This window comes from Dyadobacter sp. SRI_021 (assembly GCF_057586235.1).
In genome coordinates, this window is sequence record NZ_JBYCZM010000003.1 from 132,657 (window position 1) to 153,569 (window position 20,913).

Here is a 20,913-nt window from a genome sequence, read left to right on the forward strand (position 1 = left end):
ATTAACGTTTAGGGTTTAAGTAGCATGGACGACAACAAGACGAAGCCGTTGCGCATGACAGCCTCATCGCTGGACGGAAGGGATTTCAGTAACATGGATCTGGAAAATGCAGATTTCAGCTTTTCGAGTTTGAAGGATATTAACTTCGACGGGGCTAATCTGCGCAATGCAAAACTTCGTTTCTCAGCCCTCGACCGGACGACTTTCCGGAATGCCGATCTGCGCAATGCGGATCTGAGTTTCAGTAGCCTGTCCGATGTGGATTTGAGCGGGGCAAAGGTAGAGGGGGCTAATTTCAGTTTTACTTCACAGGAAAGATCATTCAACTGGCAGGATTTCAGCCTGATAGCCATTATTCAGAACCAGGGCTGGGTAGGTACACTGGTGGCCGCTATTCTCGGGGCGGTGATATTGTACGGTTTTAATGCGATCGCCTATTTCACGGCCGAGTTGTCGTTTACCGAGGAGCCTATCCGGCTGGCTTTCTACAAATATCTGGTGATACTCAACATTGCTACGGGCGTATGCACGATACTCGTGACACAAGGGCTTACCACCTGGCTGGATATGATCGTCAAAAGCCTGCTCGCCAAGCATATTATCCTGTCGATCATCATCTTTTTGTTCGACAGCCTGCTGGCAATATCCGTACATTACTTCTTTGCTGCCGATCTCGTGAACGAATACGTCGCGCACTACCCGTCCGAGCCCTCGCAGAATGCACCCTGGTACTGGTATGCATGGGCGCCTGTGGCGATCGCCAACGTGTTTTACTTCCTGAGCCGCGAAGGCCGGCAGATTTCCCGCAAGATTTCCGATCAGGAGTATCAGTTACTAAATCTTGAAAAACTGAAAACCCGCGCCGAGCTGGACGCATTGCAGGCCCGCATTAACCCGCATTTTTTATATAATTCATTAAACAGCATTGCCAGCCTCGTGCATGAGAATCCCGATAAAGCGGAGGAAATGACGCTGCTGCTCTCCAAACTGTTCCGCTACACCACCGGCCGTAAGACGAGCGATTATTTTGACACCATCGAAAACGAGTTGGAAATGGTGGAAACCTATCTGCAGGTCGAGAAGGTGCGGTTTGGAGACCGGCTACGGTTTACAGTGGAAGTGGAGGAAGACTCTTTGAAAAGCCTGCAAGTGCCGAAATTCATTTTGCAGCCGATCGTAGAGAATGCGATCAAACACGGCATTTCACGCATGGCCGATCAGGGGAACATTGTGGTGAAGATCTATGAAAAAGACCAATGGCTGCATTTGTGCGTGCATGACAGCGGTCCGGCATTTTCGGACACTCTCGGTGCAGGCTATGGTATGCGTAGTATTCAAGATAAACTGAAACTGCTTTACGGTGAGAATGCGCGTTTGGAACTGCACAATCAACCGCACAAATCGGTTAATATTGCCATTCAGAAATCCGCTATTGAACAACATCAACAATCCAATCATGCTTTTTCCGCTTAAAACGATCCTGATCGACGATGAACAGCTTGCATTGAGCCGCCTCAGAAGGCTCCTCGAAAAGCATCCCGACACTTTCGATATTGTTTCGGAAGCCAGGAATGGCGCGGAGGGACTGGTCGAAATCGACAAACATCAACCCGATGTTATTTTCCTCGACATTGAAATGCCGCTGCTGAACGGCTTCGAAATGCTTTCCAAAGTGACCAAAATGCCTTTGGTAGTATTTTCAACCGCTTACGACCAGTACGCGATCCGTGCATTTGAAGAGAACTCGGTGGATTACCTGCTCAAACCGGTGGAAAACGACCGGCTCCTGAAGACGATCGATAAGATTAAGAACATTACTCAGGCCGCAAACGGCCATTCAGGCAGTTTCAATCCCTATTCCGAAAACCTGTTGAGGCTTCTGGAAGAAATGAAGCCGAAAAAGGAGATATTTTCATTGTCGGTGAAATCCGGCGACCGCATTCTGCTAATTCCCATGACGGAAATCACGCATTTTGAAGCGGAGGAAAAATACGTTTTCCTGAATACCCTCGACGGGCAGAAGTACCTGCTCAACTACACGCTTACTTCGCTCGAAGAGAAGCTTCCCAAGCATTACCTGCGCGTGAGCCGGGCCGGTATCGTCAACTCTCACCATATCAAGGAAATCCAGAAACACTTCAACGGCAAGTACGTGATCGTGATGCGCGACCGCAAGGGTTCGCAAGTTACCAGCGGAAGTACCTATGGCGACGCGATCCGCCATCTTCTTGATAATTAATCGAATTACACCCTGATTGTACCGGAATATTCATTTTGTAGACCTGATTCTTATTCCTAAATTGCGCCCTCGTTTAAATTTCCATTGTTATTTTGGAGGTTAATGCGTTGTCCATCAGGACTTTCTGGTAGGCTAGTGACGGGAGCAGGAATGAAATGTGCAGATTTTCGGCACACATTGACAGGTTGCTGCGTATTTGTTTACTGGCAAAGCGATTCCTGAAATAACCCGGAGCGGCTGAAAATCATTCCCGATGGCAGGCCCTTCGAAAATGTTGTTTTTGTTTTGTTAAAAAAGGTTAAAAGGAGTCAGGAGTAATGAAGGAGCTCATTGATACGGGCAATCTGCCAAAACACATAGCCGTTATCATGGACGGTAACGGAAGATGGGCCCAAAACCAGGGAGCAGCGCGTGTGTTTGGTCATCGCAATGCGATCAAGGCGGTGAGGGAAGTGACGGAAGGATGTGCGGAGCTCGGGGTTTCTTGTCTGACGTTGTATGCTTTTTCCACCGAAAACTGGGCACGCCCGGAGTTTGAAGTAAGGGCGCTGATGGAGCTGCTCGTGCAATCGATCGGTAACGAGCTGCCTACGATGATGAAAAACAACGTGAAGCTCGATACGATCGGAGATACGGCGAGCCTGCCGAAGAGCTGCCAGAACCAACTTGAAAAAGCTATTTGGGAAACACGCAACAATACCGGTCTGAATCTCATCTTGGCATTGGGTTACAGTGGCAAATGGGACATTACCCAGGCAGCACGCAAAATCGCCGAAGATGTTCGTAACGGCGTTTTGCTCTCCGAAGAAATCAATGAAGAAGTAGTAGCAGGGAATTTATCGACGGGCAACCGCCCCGAGGTGGACCTGATGCTCCGGACAGGCGGTGACCACAGGATCAGCAACTTCCTGCTTTGGCAGCTGGCATATTCTGAACTGTATTTTTATGAGGATCTTTTCTGGCCCGATTTCCGCCGGGAGCATTTGTACGAGGCGATACTTTCGTATCAGAACCGCGAAAGACGCTTCGGCAAAACGGGTGAACAAATTAAAGCGAATGGTGCTAAGTAGAATTATATGAACCCAGTGAAAAATTTGAATAAATCATTAGCACATCTCAAAGGCCTTTCTGCAATAATCCTGCTGTGCTGCTGTGTTTCGGTACAGGCGCAGCGTGTAGGCATCGGAGGTGCAAAACCTGCTGCCGCTCCGACCAATCTGGGTATCGATCCTGCTAATCCCAAAGAGTACACGATTGCAGAAGTGACTGTTTCGGGTACCCAGTTCCTCGATCCGAATTCGATGATCTCCATTTCTGGTTTGAAGCCAGGTGACAAAATCCGCATTCCAGGACCGGCTGTAACTTCATCTATCAAGAAGATGATGGATTTCGGTACGCTGGATGACGTCGAAATCATGGCAACGAAGATTGAAGGCGAGAAGGTTTGGTTGAATATTCACATTAAAGAACGTCCGAGGCTTTACAAAGTATCCTTCTCAGGTGTCCGTAAAGGCGAGCGTGAAACGTTGAACGACAAAGTGAAGCTGATCAAAGGCCGCGTGATCACGCCGACAATTATCAAGAATACGCAGCTGGTTATCAAGAAATATTATCAGGACAAAGGTTTTTATAACACCAAAGTAAAAGTCCTCCAAATCCCTGATTCGACGCGTGGGCAGGCTACTTTGAACTTCGCCATTACCAAAGGCAAAAAGGTTAAGATTCAGAAAATCAACATCGAAGGCAACACGGCGATCAGCGACAAAACGCTGAAGCGCAAAATGAAAGGCACCAAGCAGCGCCGTATTGGTCGTCTTTTCAACCCATCCAAATACATTCCTAAAAAATACGATGAGGATAAGGAAAAGCTCATCGCTTACTACCGCAAAAACGGTTACCGTGACGCGGTGATCGAGTTCGATACTATTAAAAACGGAGACGAGACGATCAGCATCGACATGAAGATCGATGAAGGTCAGAAATACTATTACCGTAACATCACCTGGTCGGGGAACTATCTGTACCCCTCATCGTACCTGAGTGAACGCCTGGGGGTGAAGAAAGGCGATGTGTACAATCCGGAGGAGCTGGATAAGAAAATCAACGGTATTCCAGGCTCCGACGTCAGCTCGATTTACATGGACGACGGTTACCTCTATTTCCACATCGAACCTACCGAAAGGGCCGTTGAGGGCGACTCGATCGACGTAGAGCTCCGCATGTTCGAAGGTAAACAGGCGACCATCAATCGCATTCTCCTGAACGGTAACACCAAAACCAGCGACCGCGTCGTGTTGCGCGAGCTATTTACGCTGCCAGGTCAGAAATTCAGCAAGACGGAGATTATCAATACCCAGCGCCAGCTGTCGCAAATGGGTTATTTCGATCCTGAGAAAATCCAGATTAACCCGATCCCTAACCAGGCAGACGGTACTGTGGATATCGAATACACCGTGGAGGAAAAGCCATCTGACCAGATCGAGCTTTCTGGTGGTTGGGGAGGTTACATTGGTTTTGTGGGAACGCTTGGTTTGGTTTTCAATAACTTCTCCATTAAGAATATCCCGAATCGCGAGACATGGCGCCCATTGCCTTCCGGTGACGGACAAAAGCTATCATTGCGCTTCCAGGCCAATGGTAAGCAATATCAAACCTACTCGCTCTCGTTCAGCGAGCCATGGTTAGGTGGTAAAAAACCAATCAACTTCGGTGTTTCATTCCAGCGTACGGTTTATCGTATGACCGATCTGAGCTCCTACTATGGCTACAACACAAGCGGAGGAGGCGGAAGAGTAAGCTACCGCGGAGGTTACTATAACAATGGTATTACCCTGTCGCTCGGCCGTCGTTTGAAAGAGCCGGACCGGAACCTCGTGATGACGCACTCGCTATCATACCAGCGCTACCGCCTCGATAGCCTTGACATCTTCCGGATCGGTTACAGCAAAGGTACTTCGAACAACATTTCATTCAATACCACGATCTCGCGGAACACATTGAGTGACTTCCAATTCCCGAGAAGTGGTAGTAACATCTCTTTGAGCGCTACTTTCACGCCACCTTACTCGGTATTCAGGAAGAAAGCATTTTCCGATAAAACGGATACTTACCGGTGGGTTGAATACCACAAATGGATGTTCGATGCGAGCTACTATGCGACCATCGTAGGTAAGCTCGTGATGAGTACCCGTGCACACATGGGTTTCCTGGGCGCGTACGGAAACAAGGTTGGTTACAGCCCGTTCGGCCGCTTCATTCTGGGTGGTTCGGGTCTGGCTGGTCAGGGTACATTCTCGCTCGCGGACCAGGATATTATCGGTCTTCGCGGCTACCAGGATCAGAAAGTTGGACCACTGGCGCAGAATGGTTATCCAGCGTCAGGCGGAGGTATTGTTTATAACAAATATGTGATGGAACTTCGCTACCCGGTTTCGCTTAACCCACAGGCCACGATTTTCGTCCTCGGTTTTGCCGAAGGTGGTAACAACTGGGGGAGTTACAGCGATTTCAATCCGTTCGACCTGAAACGTTCCGCGGGTATTGGTGCGAGAATTTTCATGCCGGCGTTCGGTTTGCTCGGTATCGACTGGGGTTATGGGTTTGACAAAATCCAGGGGCAAAATACCCGGAGCGGGCCCCAGTTCCACTTTACAATCGGCCAGCAGATCAGATAATAATCAGACAGGGGCATTCGTTAAGAGGTTTGCAAATTATATTAGCAGCTTGGCATGAAGAACATCTTTATTTTACTAGTTTTGTCAATTCTATGCAGTTCAGCACTATATGCTCAGAAGATCGGGTATACGGACATGGAATTCATCACCAGTAAAATGCCCGAATACCAGGCTGCGCAGGCAGAGATGAAGAAATTCTCTGACAAGTGGGCGAAGGAAATCCAGGACAAATTTGCCGAGATCGATCGCATGCAGCGTGCTTACATGGCAGAAGAGATCCTGCTGACCGACGAACTGAAACGGAAGAGGCAGAGTGAAATAAAGGAGAAGGAGCTGGAAGCAGGTGAATATAACAGTAAAATATTCGGTGTGGAAGGGCTTCTGTTCCAAAAGAAAAAAGAGCTGATGAAGCCAGTACTTGAAAAGGTACAGCGCGCAGTGACCAAAGTTTGCAGTCAGCGCAGGCTCGATTTTATGTTCGATAAATCCAGCGACATAGGCATGCTTTACACCAATCCGAAACACGATTATTCGGATTACGTAATGGAGGAATTGGGGATCGATCCGAAGGCTAACAAAGCAGGAAGTAGTGATAAGACCGGTGGTAGTGATAAAAATGCTAAACCGGAGGAGCCGTCCCAACAGCAGCCTACCGCGCCTGCGAAGAACTCACCAAAACAAAAAAGTACAAACAGTAAACTTAAATAAGTAACAAAGCAATGAAACAAAAACTGATGGCTATTATGGTCGTGATGACCATAATCACCACCCCTCTCTTAGCCCAGACTACCCCGGCAGGCGGGCCTACTAAAATAGGTTATACGAATGTCGACTATATAATCAGCAAACTGCCGGAAGCAAAAGTGATGCAGAACCAGCTGGAAGTAACCAAAGCGCAGTTGGACAAAGCGATCGGGGAGACTTACAAAGAGGCTCAGGAGAAATATGAAGCATATCAGAAAAATGGTGCGAATATGACTGACGTCATTCGCGCTGATAAAGAGAAAGAGCTTCAAAACCTTTCGACACGTATCGAGGAAATGCGTAACAACGCGCAAACTTCCCTGCAAACTAAACAGCAGCAGTTGCTCGAACCGATCCTGACGAAAGTAAATAATGCTATCCAGGAAGTAGGTAAAGAAAGCGGCTTCCTGTACATCCTGAACATGGATGCAGGTGCGGGAACAACGCCGATCATCCTGTTCGCGGCATCAGAAGAAAACAATGCGACCAACTTGATTCTTCGCAAACTGGGTGTTGATCCTGACAAGGTAGAGGCAGCGGCACCAGCAGCAACAACACCTGCGGCCAAGTCGGCAACGACGCCGGCAACCAAACCGGCAACAACGCCAGCTACTACTCCGGCAACAACCCCAAAGAAAAAATAATAGGGCAAATATTGAACTTTAAAAACCGGAGCGCAGTCTTAAAAAGGATTGCGCTCCGGTTTTTGTTTTGGGTATTTGAGCGTACCGGACTTGCTTTAATTATAATCCTCCTCAGAAGGCAGTATTTGAAAAGTACAAACAGATTTCTCGCGTAGGCCTGTGCTTTCGCGAGTTTCAATTTTACAACTAATCACAGGGCATTCTATACAGGATTTAGTAGTTTTGCGTTAAAATTGAAGTGCTCTCTCACCCATGGAATTAATTATATTTTTGATGTCATGCTAACAAGAAAAATTCATAAAATACTGATCCTTCTGATACCCGTTTTTGTAGTACTGAGGGCGCAGGGGCAGGATAATATGAAGAACAATACCTCGACGGGCCCGTTGCAGCTCGTGTTCCCGGCGGAAGCGGAGTGGAACGTACTTTATGAGGGGAAGGAGATCAATTTTCATTTGCAGGTCAAGGGAGGGAAGAGTGATTCGGTGAGGTATGCGGTGGCCAGCGGCCTGGTGAAGGATATGAAATTTGATTCTACCGGACATTTCGTATGGACACCCGGGTTTGATATCGCCGACCGTATCAATACCACCAAATCGTTCCCGGTCGTATTCGAAGCACAGAATTCCGCCGGTGAAAGTGTGTCGCGTGAGATCGTATTCAAAGTAAACCACGTAAATCGCCCACCACAAGTCGATGAACTGCAGCCATTCTACGTACAGTACAAGACGCAGAATGTTTATAAGATCGACATGGGCGCTGTTCGTGACCCCGATGGCGACCCGATCGTGTTCGTACCCATTCTGGAAGAAATGCCGGAAGCGATGAAGCTGTCTGCCGCGGGCGAAATTACCTGGGAGCCATCGAGTGTTCAATTCGGCATTTTGAAAAAGGGGCCGCGGTATATGGAGTTCTGGGTGGAAGATCAGCCGTCGAAAGCGCGTACCAAAGGTCGTCTGAAACTGGATGTGACCCAAATGGACCTGGCGCCCGACTTTACCATTATTCCGCAGCAGTCGGTTATCCGCAGTGCGGAGAACAACCGGATTAACCTGCGCTTCACGCTGTCAGACCCGAATGGGGAGGAAGATATCACTACATTTAATTTTATTTCTGAAAACAAGAAGGTTCCGCAAAGCGCATTGGTAAAGAATACGGCCACCAGCTACGAGTTCATCTGGGAGCCGGGTTATGACTTCGTGAAGGACCCATTCGATACGCTGGCGTTCAACATCATATTCTATGTGCTCGATAAGGCGCAGAACAAAAAGGAGCGTACGGTGAAATTTGTTATCAAGAATACGATCGACGAAAGCCTGCGCGATACATACGTGTATAACCTGTACAGGGGGGCGCTGGTGAATGCATGGGGACTTATCGAACAAATGACAGAGAAAGAGCAGGAACTCAAAAAGGCTTATACCCGTGCTAAAAAGGGCAAACGCAGCAGATCGTTGCTGAATGCCTCTCTTGGGGCCACGACGGGTCTCGCGCCGGTGATCGCCACGGACAATCAGAAAACCCGCGGCTATATTACAACGATCGGGGGGACGACGGTGGCCACAGTGGGAACACTGGAAGCGACGGAAGTAATCGGAAAGTCGGTGAATGGGTTGCTTGACAGGTTCAACTATGTCATGCAGAAGAAAAACGAGTTGCAGAACAAGGGCGACGTTTTTGCACGGGAATGGGGCCAGAAATCAGCCCGACGCCAGCCGGACTTTATCAGAAAACTCGATGAATTTAAAGCGCTGATGAACCTCAGCGGTCTCGTGGCACTGGAACTCGACGCCAACTGGGAGAACAAGAAAGAGGCGACGGATGCAGCGATCAAAAAGACCTTCAAGGATTTTGTTCCCTACACCAAAGACGAGAACTAATCCGAAAGTGTACCACAAAAAAAGAGAGCTAAATGCTCTCTTTTTTATTTTCATCCTCTTCCTCTGTGGAAGTAGGTGTCGGAATATCGTCCCGTAACGCTGTTTCGGATGTTGAAGTTTCAGGTGAAGAAGCATCCGGCTGACCATTGATTGCTTCCTCCTTTTCTCCTTCCTCCCTTTCTTCCTTTACTCCCTCATTCTCCGGTCCGTGTGAGTGAAAACTTCCCTGGAATATCAGAATGCTGCAAACGCCCAGGAAAATGCAGGAATCGGCGATGTTGAAGATCGGTGTTGAATAATATTGCCCGCCCCACACCGGTACCCAGTCGGGGATAAAACCCTCCCAGAAATCGACGAAGATCATGTCGATCACCTGTCCGTGAAACCACGGGGTAGGAGAGCCATAAGGCGCATTGCCGAGCAGTACACCGTAAAACGTACTGTCGATCACGTTACCGACCGCTCCGGCGAGGATCATCGCCAACGCCCAAAGCAAGCCCTTGGAAGCGCCTACGCGCGCAAGGTGGATCATATAGCCGCCTATGGCGACCATGGCTACGAGGCGGAACAACGTCAGGAACAGTTTACCATATTCATGCCCGAGTTGCATGCCGAAAGCCATGCCGGGATTCAGTACATAATGTAGTTTCAACCAGTCCCCGATTAGCGCGATCTGTCCTGAAAAGCCGGGTTGCATATATTGATGAACCAGCAATTTGGAAGCCTGATCAATCCCGATTAGGAGTACGCTGAAGAGTAGGTATGGGGCTGGATTTCTGGATTGGTTCATTCGGTTTTTAATACAATTGACAAATTTGGGAATGCGAAAGTAATAACTTACTTATAAAGAACCGATTCCTCTTCTCTTCAATTCACTTTTAACTAACAAAAACTCACGGCTGCTCTGACCGGCAATGGAGGTGTTTTCTTCGGCACGGCGGATCAGGTAAGGCAACACCGCCTCGATAGGACCGTATGGCACGTATTTGGCTACATTGTAGCCTGCCTTGGCCAGATTGAAGGAAATATTGTCGCTCATACCAAGCAGCTGCGCGAACCAGATACGATCGTCGTTGCGTTCGATGCCGAGCTTTTGCATTTTGAGGGCGCAGTACTGGGAGCTGTATTCGTTATGCGTGCCTAGGCATATCGAAATGTGTTCGAGACGGTCAAGGCAGAAGTCGATAGCGTGATTGTAATCATTATCGGTAGCCTCTTTCGAAGTGTGAATAGGGTTGAAATATTCCTGCTCGCGGGCACGCAGTCTTTCCTTTTCCATATAAGCGCCGCGCACGAGCTTGCCGCCGAGGTAATATCCTTTCTGGCGTGCATCGAGGAAAGCGGTTTTGAGTGCTTCGAGGGTTTCGTGACGATACAGCTGGTAGGTATTGTATACGATCGGTCGCTCGTGGTTGAACTGCTGCATCATTTCATAGGCCAGGTCGTCGATTACGCCCTGGATCCAGCTTTCTTCGGCGTCGATGAAGATTCTCACATTATGCTCATATGCATGAGCGCACAGGCGCTGCACCCGCTGACGCGCCCGCTCGAAGGCCGCTTTTTCTTCTTCCGAGAGTGAATCTTTCTTTTGCACCTTTTCGAGCAGGTCGGATGAGGCTACTCCGGTGACTTTAAATACCGAAAAAGGAATGGTATCAGAGCCCGTGGCTTTGTCGATTGTTTTGAGGATTTCTGCCGCAGTAGCGTCGAAACTGGCTTCTTTATCTTCGCCTTCAACGGAATAATCCAGTATGGTACCGATGCCGGAGCTACGCAGGGAAGCGATCGTAGCGTCGCAGTCGTTAATCGTCTCACCGCCACAGAATTGTTCAAAAATCGTGACCCGAATGAGATTTTTTATAGGTAAGTTAAGTTTTAGCGCGAGCTTTATAAAAAAAGTGCCTAAATTTACGACTCGAGCCTGATTCATAAGGCTGAATAACCAGTATGTCTTCCTGAGTTTGGCGTCTGATTTGGATGCAAAGGCAACGGAAGTATCTTCAAAAAATACAGGTATTTGGTCGTTTGGTGACGGATATGCCATTTTTGATGTACGTTTTTCCTGAGTAACTGTTTAACAATTCATTATCTGACCACAGGAAGAAAGTAATACGCATTAAGAAGTTGATTGACTTTTATGGGGTCAAATGTACGGGCAATCGAAGAAATACGCATAATACCGGATCAAAATATTACAATTATCAATTTTTTATTAAGGACAAGTTTTTGAGTATGAATGCTTCTTTAGATATCCTACCGCTTAGCAGTTGGATCAATACCGAAGGAAAGCCTTTGGTAATCGCCGGGCCTTGCAGCGCAGAGACCGAGGAACAAATGTTAGAAACCGCAACCCAGATCAAAGAGGAAGGATTTGCGCACGTGATCCGTGCAGGGGTGTGGAAACCGAGAACTCGTCCAGGCAGCTTTGAAGGCATGGGAGAGGCAGCTCTGCCATGGTTGCAAGCGGTGAAACAGCAAACAGGCCTGCCTGTGGCTGTGGAAGTGGCTACGCCTCAGCATATCGAACTGGCATTGAAATACGGCGTTGACATCCTTTGGGTTGGTGCACGTACAACCGTGAACCCGTTCAACGTACAGGAACTTGCTGATGCCCTGAAAGGAATTGATGTACCTGTGTTGGTTAAAAACCCGGTAAACCCCGACTTGCAACTGTGGGTAGGAGCCCTGGAACGTCTGAACCAGGCTGGCGTGAAAAAACTCGGTGCGATCCACCGCGGTTTCTCGAACGCACAGGAGCACAAATACCGCAACTCCCCTATGTGGAACATCGCGATCGAATTGAAAACGATTTTCCCTCAGCTACCGGTAATCGGTGATCCTAGCCACATGGCGGGAAAGCGCGCTTATCTGTACGAAATCGCTCAGCGTGCGCTTGACTTGCATTACGACGGTCTGATCATCGAGTCACACCGCGATCCGGACAAAGCATGGTCTGACGCTGCACAACAGTTAACTCCTGCTGCATTGGGACAAATGCTGCACGACCTGCACGTTCGTAAGGAATCTTACGGCAGCGACTATGCATCACAGCTGGAAATTATCCGTGGCAAAATCGATAACCTCGACCGCGAATTGCTTGAAACACTGGCAAACCGCATGGCCCTGGTAGAGAAACTGGCCGAATACAAACGCGATAACAACGTAGCAGCTTACCAGGTAGACCGTTTCCGTGAAGTACTGGAAACCCGCGCTGGTTGGGGCCGCAGCCTGAATCTGTATCCCAACCTGGTGGACGAACTCTTCAAACTCGTTCACATGGAGTCGATCCGCAAGCAAACCGAGGTGATGAACCAGGTGAATGCCTAAGATCAGATCGATCATAAATACGAAAGCCGCTCAGCAATGGGCGGCTTTCGTTGTTTAAAGGTTAATGTGTTTTTAAATACCCTTTTCTTTCAAAACCCGGCTGATTTCCCTGGCCCAGATCTTATAGGCTTTGGTATTCAAATGGGTTTTGTCCGCGGCATATTCAGCGCGGAGGCCGGTCGAGTCGGAAATGTATTGGTTCAGGTCAATGTATGTGATGTGCTTTTGGGAGCAATAGGAGGCGAGGAAGCGGTTCAGCGCGTCGACCTCCCTTTTGCTGTAAGGATCATTCTGCTCAAAGACCGTCAGCGTCACGACGGGCGTGATATTGTTTTCCATCAGCATTTCAAGCATGGCTTTATAATGGGCCTGAATTTGTTCTTGTGCCACCCCTAGGGTAATGTCGTTGATGCCGCCTTTGATGAAGCAAACTTTGGGATGAAGGTCGATCACGTACGAATCGATCTGTTTCAGGAAATGATAAGTAGCCTGCCCGGGTAGTCCGTTGTTCATGACATCGGTCCTGCCTAACAGCTCCACCCACTTGCCCTGGGCGGTAATGGAATTTCCGTACATGACGATCGTCGGGTTACCTTTCATTCGCACGAAACGCTGCGCAATCTTGTCGCGATAAATATACCCTAATATTAAAAGGGTTGCGATCAGGACCGCATTCAACGTAAGCGACAGGATCAGCAGCCCTTGTTTTTTCATCGGGAAAATAATTCGTGCGCCCTTTCACCGAGGTTGAAACATCTGCGGCAGCGGGCTTCGTACAAATCCGTTTCGCCAAGCAATACACGCTCGTTGGAGGGCGACAGGCGGTAAGAATGCGAAGCTACTTCCCCACAAACCATGCATACTGCGTGAACTTTGGTAACATATTCCGCAATGGCCATGAGCTGGGGCATGCAGCCAAAGGGCTTGCCTTTGTAATCCATATCGAGGCCGGCGATGATCACGCGCTTGCCGTTATTGGCCAGCTCGTCGCATACATCCACAATGCTTTCGTCGAAGAATTGGGCCTCGTCGATGCCCACTACCTCACAATTTTGCGCCAGGTCTGATATTTGCTGGGCCGATTGTACGGGTATCGAGGGGATCGAATTGTCATTGTGAGAAACAATGTTCTCTTCATGGTATCGTTTATCAAGCGCAGGTTTGAAAATCTGGATCTTTTGCCGGGCAATTTTGGCGCGGTTGAGCAAGCGGATGAGTTCTTCGGTTTTTCCGGAAAACATGGATCCGCAAATCACTTCGATCCAGCCGGTACGGGGATTTTGAAATTCTCTTCTGTGAGATGGTTCTACAAACATATTTTGGTGCCCGACCGACCCATTGAAAGGTCGATTTTTATTTTATATTTACAAATCAAACATATTTTTCCCAACACTACGTTACCAAAATTGCTTATTCGTTATGCCGGATAATCTGAATTCAATCGCACTCAACCAGTACTCCGCACGGTTCACAACAACAGTTTTGAACGAAGTGTACAGGTCGCAGGACGTCGTTACCGGTGCCGGATTATTAAAACTGACACCCGTAAGACAAGTCAACCTGGGTATTCTCAACCGCCTGTTCGAAGAATGGAAAAACAACGCAGAAGCCTTCCGCAGCCCTTATTTTGACTTTTCCAATGAAGAAGTAAAAAGTGCCCTGGAAGAATTCATGAACACGGCCTCGCAGCACATCGCCGTGAAACGCGCCGACCTCGAACCGCTATTGTCCGAATCGGTCAAAGAATCGCTGAAACTCCTCTTGACACCCGCTAATTACTTCGAAGACAAGATCAGGGCCGTTCCCGACGCAGAATTTACCCATGCGAAGGCCGAACAGCTTGTAAAATATACGCATATCCACCGCGGCATCGCCGAAGCATTGCTCGGCCGCCTTACCGACAGTGGTTCGGATTCGGTATACCAGACGCAGGCCGTGAGCTGGCTGTACGAATTCAAGGATAATGCCGATCTGATCGACGATACGGAGCAGCACCTGGTCCAGTTCGCGGAGATCTTCCCGATTAATATCAGCGAGCTGCTAATCCGGGAGAACGGCAAGTCGACTACCTCCCCGCAGGCGCAGCCTCATAAGCACGAATCATTTTTCGATTCTGCATTCAGTCAGTTGGAGCCCAGTACCGCCCGCCCGGTAGCGCCGCGCGTGGAGCCTGCTTCCGCGGTGATTGGAGAGATTGTTGCTAAATCGAATGCAGGATCGAGCCCGGAAAGGGATTCGTTGAACAACCGCTTTAAAGTGGAGATGCCTAAGCCATCGGAGGATAAATCGTACGGTACCGTGCCGTTAAAGGTTGAAAACATCGCAGGCAGCATTCCGCTGGGCCAGCGTTTTATGTTTGTAAACCAGCTTTTCGATCGTAACAGCGAGCATTTCGACAAGGCTATTTACGAACTCGACCGCGTGAAGAGTTTCGAGGAAGCCGAAAACCTGATCTGGCACCGGTATGCATCCAAATATGCCTGGGATGTAAATGGGGAGGCGGTTACCGCATTGCTTGCGATTGTCAAGCGTAAGTTTGCCTAATAAAGCATTTTAATATCAACATAGTGCGCCGGGGGGAAGCTCCTTCGGCGCATTTCTTTTATCCAACGATCTGCTGAAACATCGCCCGCGCCTTTTGCAATTCATTCGCGTCGAGGCAAAGCAGCTCTTTTTGTTCTTTGGCGAAATCCACCAACCGCTCGGTAGGCATGTTGCCTACGAGATCGTCCTGGGCCATCGGGCAGCCTCCATAACCAAGCAATGCACCATCGAAACGGCGGCAACCGGCGTCGTAAGCAGCCTGTATTTTAACGCGCCAGTCGTCGGGGCGGGTGTGGAAATGCGCGCCGAATTCCAGCTCGGGGTAGTAGGGGATCAATGCGGTGAAGAGCCAGCCGATATCATTCACCTGTGCTACTCCTACGGTATCAGCCAATGAAAAGGTATTGACACCCAGTTTAGCGAGTTTTTCTACCCATTCCATCACAATCTCGGGAGCCCACGCGTCGCCATACGGATTTCCAAAACCCATTGAAATGTAAATCACCAGTTCTTTTTTGTGTTTCGCACACAGATCGGCAATGCGTTTCACCCGGTCGTACGACTCCGCAATGGTCGCCTGCGTGTTCCGCATCTGAAATGTCTCTGAAATGGAGAACGGGTAACCCAGGTAACCGATCTGTTCGAATGCACAGGCATCGGCTGCGCCGCGTTCGTTGGCGACGATGGCCAGCAGACTGGTATTACTGCCCGAAAGATCGAGCCGTTCGGCAATCCAGGCTGTGTCCTGCATCTGCGGAACTGCTTTGGACGATACAAAACTGCCGAAATCAATCGTATCAAAACCGACCCGAATTAGCTGGTTCAGATATTCCAGCTTGATCTCCGAGGGGATGAAGGGATGAAAGCCTTGCCAGGCATCACGGGGGCATTCGATGAACTTCATTTTTGAATCAGTGACCGGGTCGCCGGCGCGATAAGTGAATGACTGAATGTGATAAGGTGACCGAACGGAATTAAAAAACAAAGACTGCAATCAGGTAGTTCTTGGAAGCTACATGATTGCAGTCAGTATTTTAAAATGGCGCGAAGGTCATCCTTCGTGCTTTCCGCTATTTCAAAATCGGAGCGAGGTCGGCCTCATTTTCGCCTAGCCAGGCAGTGATTTCTTCGACAATTTGACGAATACCAATCTTAGGTTCCCAGCCCGTGAGCGCAGTGACTTTCGTGTTGTCTGTCACGTAAAGGCGAATATCAGCGGTGCGGTTTTCAGGAACGACTTTGATAGGGATCGTTTTGCCAGTCACTTCCTGGCAGATTTTCGTTAGTTCCTGCAATGAGGCGCTGCTTTGCAGGCCGCCGCCGGCGTTCAGGATCTCGCCATTCACCTTATCGAGGTTGTGCAGCTGCCAGTCGATCAGGTTATATAGGTCGGCGACGTGCAGCATATCACGGATTTGCTTGCCGGTGCCGCCATAGCCAAAGTAACCGAGCTGCTGTTCGAAATAATGCTTCGCGATCCAGAGTACCATCACGCCCTGATCTACCTTGCCCATTTGCCACGGACCAGTAATTACGCCGCAGCGGTTGATCACCGTTTTCAGATTATAAAATTCATTGTATTCCTGAATGATCAACTCGGAAGCCAGCTTGGTCGTACCGTATAGCGAGCGTGCACCGTTAAGCGGGAAATCTTCACCGATACCTTTGGAAGAGACACCCGGTACAGGCTGCTCGTCCGACAATGCGAAACGGGTTTCCTCCTCGACGAAATTCAATGTCTCGATCGTCTTGATCGGATACACGCGACTGGTGGAGAGGAAAATGAACCCGGCTTTGTGTTTCAATGCATAGTTGAGACAGTTGACGGTTCCCACCAGGTTGGTATTGATGAGGTAATCGGGCGTGCCGTCCAGTCCGGCCAGTACCGATGGCTCGGCGGATGCTTCGATCACGGTATCGACCGCCGGAATAGCGTCGAAATCTTCTTTGTTGCGAATGTCGCCGTGAACGAATTCTACGCCTGCCTTTTTGAGACGGGGTATATTCAATTCGGAACCCCTTCTTTTGAGATTGTCCAGCGCGTAAACCTGGTAATCAGGATAATTTGTTTTCAAGGCTATGGCCAGCGAAGAGCCAACAAAACCGGCCCCACCGGTGATCAGAATTTTCATAGAAGGTAAGTGGAATGTGTGGTACTTATGAAAGGCCAAAGTTAGGGGATTAAGGGGATGCATTAGATAAATAGCATTTGATTCTTTTGTGATATGATTTAAATAATCGAATAAAATATTTAATTTACATTTGAAGTATGTAACTTATGTTCACTTCGACGAGTACACGCCCCGGTACTGCAACATTTCGATAACCTTTGAACGTACTGCTTTAAAATCAACTTGCGTAGATGCGTATTTTTACCACTGCATTATTTCTGTGTGCCCTGGTTTCGGGGAAAACGTATGCCCAGGGAACACTGGCCGAAGTTTCTTCTGCCCGGGAGGTTGCTGCCTATCCGGTATCCCTATACAAGAATGCCACTTCCATTTCCCAGAACCTTTACAATGGGCGCCAGTACTACGTGTACGACGCACGTATGGAAGAGCACCAGTTTTACCAGCAGCGCCGCTGGCTCAATGGTATGGTGCTTTACGACGGGCAGCAGTTTGATAGCATCCCAATGCTCTACGACATTTTCCATGACGAGCTGGTGATCCGGCATTTCAATGGTGACCATATATTGTTACAAACCGTGAAGGTGGATTCATTTATCGTCGATAACCACCATTTTGCACGACTTGAAGCCGGGAAGGACATTAACCCGCAAATGCGGACCGGCTTTTACGATGTCGTTTACAGCGGCAAGTCGCGCACGCTTGTGCGCAGGACCAAGTCGCGGCAGGAGAAAATCGTAGAGAAAAAAGTGATAGCCTACTATCCCGAAAAGAATTTTTTCTATGTGTTCAAAGACGACCGTTACCATTCGGTACACACGAAGAAATCGATGCTCGAACTGTTCCCGGACCGCAAGCGGGAGTTGCGCAAGGTGCTGCGGGAGAATAAGATCAAATTCCGTAAGAACCGCGAAATGGCCATTGTGAAGATGGTAGAAACCTACGACAACTTAGCCAAATGAAAATACTTTTACCACTCACCTTTATCTTCTGCTGCATTTTTACCACCCACTTTTCTTATGGCCAGAATGTGCCCGAGAAAAAGATTACGATGAAACTCGATTCGGCGCGGTTCGATCAGTTTGTGAAACAGGTGGAGGCGCAGACGGGCTATTATTTCTACTACGACGCGACCCGCTTCGATAGCCTCACCCTGGATTTGAATGTGAACAACCTCTCGCTCCGGGAGGTGCTCGACCAGGTTTTTAAAGGTTCCGAGTTTGAATACGCTATCGACGGGCAAAAGCGCATTTACATTACGCACGGGCAGAAGATCATCACGCAGCTCACCCCGGGATTGTTCAATCCGGAGCGTGCCGGTGAGAACGACTCCATTGCCTATGCGGGTCCCGAGAGTGATATTAAAGAGAAACTACTATCGACCGCCGAAAGCAAAGTTCATGAAATAGGGATACGAAAGCACAGGATTACACCCGGTAATTCGACGATCACCGGGTATGTCAGGAATGCGGTGACGGGCGAGCCTGTGATTGGGGCAGCGGTGTTTATCACTTCGCCTTCAATTGGTGTCACCACGGATGCGCTCGGGCAGTACGCGCTCACGATCCCGCGCGGAAAGCAGATTGTCCGCATTAAAAGCACTGGTATGCGCGAAACACAGCGCCAGGTAATACTGTATTCCGATGGCAAGCTCGACATTGAAATGCGTGAAAGTGTGATCGCATTGAAAGAAGTGTCGGTGAAGGCCGGCATGGACAAAAATGTGGTAGGTACGCAAATGGGTACCGTGAAACTGACCATCAAAAACCTGAAACAAGTGCCGACGGTATTCGGTGAAACGGATTTGCTGCGGACGGTACTCACATTGCCGGGGATCAAGTCGGTAGGGGAGAACAGCACTGGTCTGAACGTCCGTGGCGGCTCGGTTGATCAGAACCTGATCCAGTACGACGATGCGGTGATTTACAATCCATCTCACCTTTTCGGGTTCTTCTCGGCATTTAATCCGGATGTTTTGAAGGAAGTGGAGCTTTATAAAAGCACCATTCCATCCCGATTCGGGGGCAGGCTGGCGTCGGTGCTCGATATCGCCAGCCGTGATGGTAACAAGAAGAAATTCGTAGCGTCGGGCGGGATCGGACTCGTTACCGGCCGGGTTACATTGGAAGGGCCCTTGGTGAAAGATAAGGCGTCGTTCATTCTCGGCGGTCGTTCGACTTATTCCAACTGGGTGATCAGAGCATTGGATAATGAAACTTATAACAGGAGCTCGGCCAATTTCTATGACGTGAACCTGCATTTCAATTATGAAATCAATGAAAAGAACAGCGTTTCGCTGACGGGTTACACAAGTAACGACAAGTTCCGGCTCTATGGAGACACTTTGTATTCCTATCGCAACCAGTTGGGTTCCATTAAATGGAAACACACTTTCAATTCGCGCCTGTATGGTGTGCTCACGGCCTCGCACAGCAAGTACCAGTATGCGATGGAAGCAGAAGGGCTTCCGCTCAACTCTTTCGACCTGAAATTCGATATTAACCAATCTAATTTCAAAGCGGATTTCAGCTATGCTCTCAACCCAAAGCATACACTGGAATTTGGGGGAAGCACTATTTATTACAAACTGCATCCGGGCTCGTTCAAACCGCGCGGCAGCGAGTCGCTCATTGTACCCGACGAGCTGGAAGCCGAGCAAGCGACGGAAAGCGCATTATATTTGGAAGACAAATGGGAGGTCAGTCCGCGTCTGTCTATCTCGGGTGGTTTGCGGTGGTCATTCTTCCAATACCTGGGCCCGAAATCGGTTAATACCTACTTGCCCGGCTTCCCGATCGACTACATTTATCAGGAAGGCGTTCAGGAATACAAATCGGGCAAGAAGATCAAGTCGTACGGCGGCCCCGAATATCGCGCTTCGGTACGGTATAGCATCCTGGATAACCTTTCGCTTAAAGCCAGTTATAACACCCTGCGCCAGTATATCCATTTGCTGACGAACACCATGACGGTATCGCCCACCGATATCTGGAAACTGAGCGATCCCTATATCAAACCGCAGATCGGCGACCAGCTTTCGATCGGTTTGTACCGGAACTTCCGGGGGAATAAGATCGAGGTTTCATTGGAAGGTTATTATAAAAACATCCGCAATTTCCTCGATTACAAAGGCGGCGATTCGCTTTTCATGAACCACAACATCGAAGCTGCGGTGATCAATACCAAAGCAAAAGCATATGGTGTTGAATTCATGATCAAGAAAATGACGGGTAAACTGAATGGCTGGGTCGGCTACACTTACGCGCGGACGCTTCTGCGTGCGGTGGACCGTGACTCACCCGATGCACCGAACAACGGTAATTTCTACCCGAGCAACTATGACAAACCGCACGATTTCACATTGATCTCGAATTATCGCTTCTCACACCGTTTCAGCCTGTCGTTCAACTTTACTTACAGCACAGGCCGGCCTTACACGCCGCCGATCGGCAAGTACATTATTGACGGTTCGCAACGTGTATATTATGCCGACCGCAACCAGTTCCGCATTCCGGATTACTACCGGATGGATTTAGCGATGAATATCGAGGGTAATCACCGGATCAAAAAGCTGGCGCACAGTTCCTGGACGCTCGCGGTGTATAACGTGCTGGGAAGGAAAAACCCTACCTCGGTTTATTTCCAGACCGTCGCCGGAAGAGTGAATGGTTACCAGCTCTCGATTTTCGGACAGCCGATCCCGACCGTTACTTACAATTTCAGATTCTAAAA

General features: G+C 49.0%; 17 protein-coding genes. 11 read left to right on the plus strand and 6 right to left on the minus strand.

The window, feature by feature from the left end:
* The first annotated feature begins 24 nt into the window (after positions 1-24).
* The 7 genes from AC2YIT_RS09920 (at position 25) to AC2YIT_RS09950 (ending at position 9,181) form a co-directional block, all read left to right on the plus strand.
* Positions 25-1,473: a histidine kinase gene (locus AC2YIT_RS09920; protein WP_430844341.1), complete on the plus strand. Its 1,449-nt coding sequence runs from the start codon at positions 25-27 to the stop codon at positions 1,471-1,473.
* A complete protein-coding gene (locus tag AC2YIT_RS09925) occupies positions 1,457-2,239 on the plus strand; it encodes a LytR/AlgR family response regulator transcription factor (protein WP_487279077.1) in 783 nt (260 codons plus the stop codon). The genes AC2YIT_RS09920 and AC2YIT_RS09925 overlap by 17 nt, the downstream gene beginning before the upstream one ends.
* A gap of 317 nt (positions 2,240-2,556) precedes the next feature.
* A complete protein-coding gene (gene uppS, locus AC2YIT_RS09930) occupies positions 2,557-3,309 on the plus strand; it encodes an undecaprenyl pyrophosphate synthase (RefSeq protein ID WP_430844344.1) in 753 nt (250 codons plus the stop codon).
* A gap of 6 nt (positions 3,310-3,315) precedes the next feature.
* On the plus strand, positions 3,316-5,913 hold the full coding sequence (bamA, locus tag AC2YIT_RS09935) for an outer membrane protein assembly factor BamA (protein WP_430844345.1): 2,598 nt from the start codon (positions 3,316-3,318) through the stop codon (positions 5,911-5,913).
* Between the two features lie 54 nt (positions 5,914-5,967).
* The gene (locus tag AC2YIT_RS09940; RefSeq protein ID WP_487279078.1) at positions 5,968-6,621 is read left to right on the plus strand and encodes an OmpH/Skp family outer membrane protein; all 654 of its coding nucleotides are present in this window, start codon (positions 5,968-5,970) and stop codon (positions 6,619-6,621) included.
* 11 nt (positions 6,622-6,632) lie between these two features.
* A complete protein-coding gene (locus AC2YIT_RS09945; protein WP_430844347.1) occupies positions 6,633-7,301 on the plus strand; it encodes an OmpH/Skp family outer membrane protein in 669 nt (222 codons plus the stop codon).
* 278 nt (positions 7,302-7,579) lie between these two features.
* Complete coding sequence (locus AC2YIT_RS09950; protein ID WP_430844348.1) at positions 7,580-9,181, plus strand: hypothetical protein; 1,602 nt, start codon at positions 7,580-7,582, stop codon at positions 9,179-9,181.
* 28 nt (positions 9,182-9,209) lie between these two features.
* On the opposite strand, the gene AC2YIT_RS09955 is transcribed toward AC2YIT_RS09950, so the two are convergent.
* Positions 9,210-9,971, minus strand: a complete 762-nt coding sequence (locus AC2YIT_RS09955; RefSeq protein ID WP_487279079.1) for a lipoprotein signal peptidase — start codon at positions 9,969-9,971, stop codon at positions 9,210-9,212.
* Between the two features lie 51 nt (positions 9,972-10,022).
* Positions 10,023-11,225, minus strand: coding sequence for a proline dehydrogenase family protein (locus tag AC2YIT_RS09960; RefSeq protein WP_487279080.1), 1,203 nt, complete (start codon positions 11,223-11,225; stop codon positions 10,023-10,025).
* Positions 11,226-11,413: 188 nt separating this feature from the next.
* On the opposite strand from AC2YIT_RS09960, the gene AC2YIT_RS09965 reads away from it, so the two are divergent.
* The gene (locus tag AC2YIT_RS09965; RefSeq protein WP_291203573.1) at positions 11,414-12,508 is read left to right on the plus strand and encodes a chorismate mutase; all 1,095 of its coding nucleotides are present in this window, start codon (positions 11,414-11,416) and stop codon (positions 12,506-12,508) included.
* Positions 12,509-12,580: 72 nt separating this feature from the next.
* Here the strand turns inward: AC2YIT_RS09965 and AC2YIT_RS09970 are convergent, their stop codons facing one another.
* The gene (locus AC2YIT_RS09970) at positions 12,581-13,222 is read right to left on the minus strand and encodes a GDSL-type esterase/lipase family protein (protein WP_430844351.1); all 642 of its coding nucleotides are present in this window, start codon (positions 13,220-13,222) and stop codon (positions 12,581-12,583) included.
* Positions 13,219-13,824, minus strand: a complete 606-nt coding sequence (locus AC2YIT_RS09975) for a thymidine kinase (protein WP_430844352.1) — start codon at positions 13,822-13,824, stop codon at positions 13,219-13,221. Before AC2YIT_RS09975 ends, AC2YIT_RS09970 begins: the two co-directional genes overlap by 4 nt.
* A gap of 103 nt (positions 13,825-13,927) precedes the next feature.
* On the opposite strand from AC2YIT_RS09975, the gene AC2YIT_RS09980 reads away from it, so the two are divergent.
* Positions 13,928-15,052, plus strand: a complete 1,125-nt coding sequence (locus tag AC2YIT_RS09980) for a hypothetical protein (protein WP_487279081.1) — start codon at positions 13,928-13,930, stop codon at positions 15,050-15,052.
* 58 nt (positions 15,053-15,110) lie between these two features.
* Here AC2YIT_RS09980 and AC2YIT_RS09985 read toward each other — a convergent pair whose 3' ends face one another.
* Positions 15,111-15,956: a hydroxymethylglutaryl-CoA lyase gene (locus tag AC2YIT_RS09985; protein WP_487279082.1), complete on the minus strand. Its 846-nt coding sequence runs from the start codon at positions 15,954-15,956 to the stop codon at positions 15,111-15,113.
* Positions 15,957-16,122: 166 nt separating this feature from the next.
* Positions 16,123-17,184: an NAD-dependent epimerase/dehydratase family protein gene (locus AC2YIT_RS09990; protein ID WP_430844357.1), complete on the minus strand. Its 1,062-nt coding sequence runs from the start codon at positions 17,182-17,184 to the stop codon at positions 16,123-16,125.
* A gap of 230 nt (positions 17,185-17,414) precedes the next feature.
* On the opposite strand from AC2YIT_RS09990, the gene AC2YIT_RS09995 reads away from it, so the two are divergent.
* Positions 17,415-18,143: a hypothetical protein gene (locus tag AC2YIT_RS09995; RefSeq protein ID WP_430844358.1), complete on the plus strand. Its 729-nt coding sequence runs from the start codon at positions 17,415-17,417 to the stop codon at positions 18,141-18,143.
* Complete coding sequence (locus AC2YIT_RS10000) at positions 18,140-20,911, plus strand: TonB-dependent receptor domain-containing protein (RefSeq protein WP_430844360.1); 2,772 nt, start codon at positions 18,140-18,142, stop codon at positions 20,909-20,911. The genes AC2YIT_RS09995 and AC2YIT_RS10000 overlap by 4 nt, the downstream gene beginning before the upstream one ends.
* Positions 20,912-20,913 lie beyond the last annotated feature (2 nt).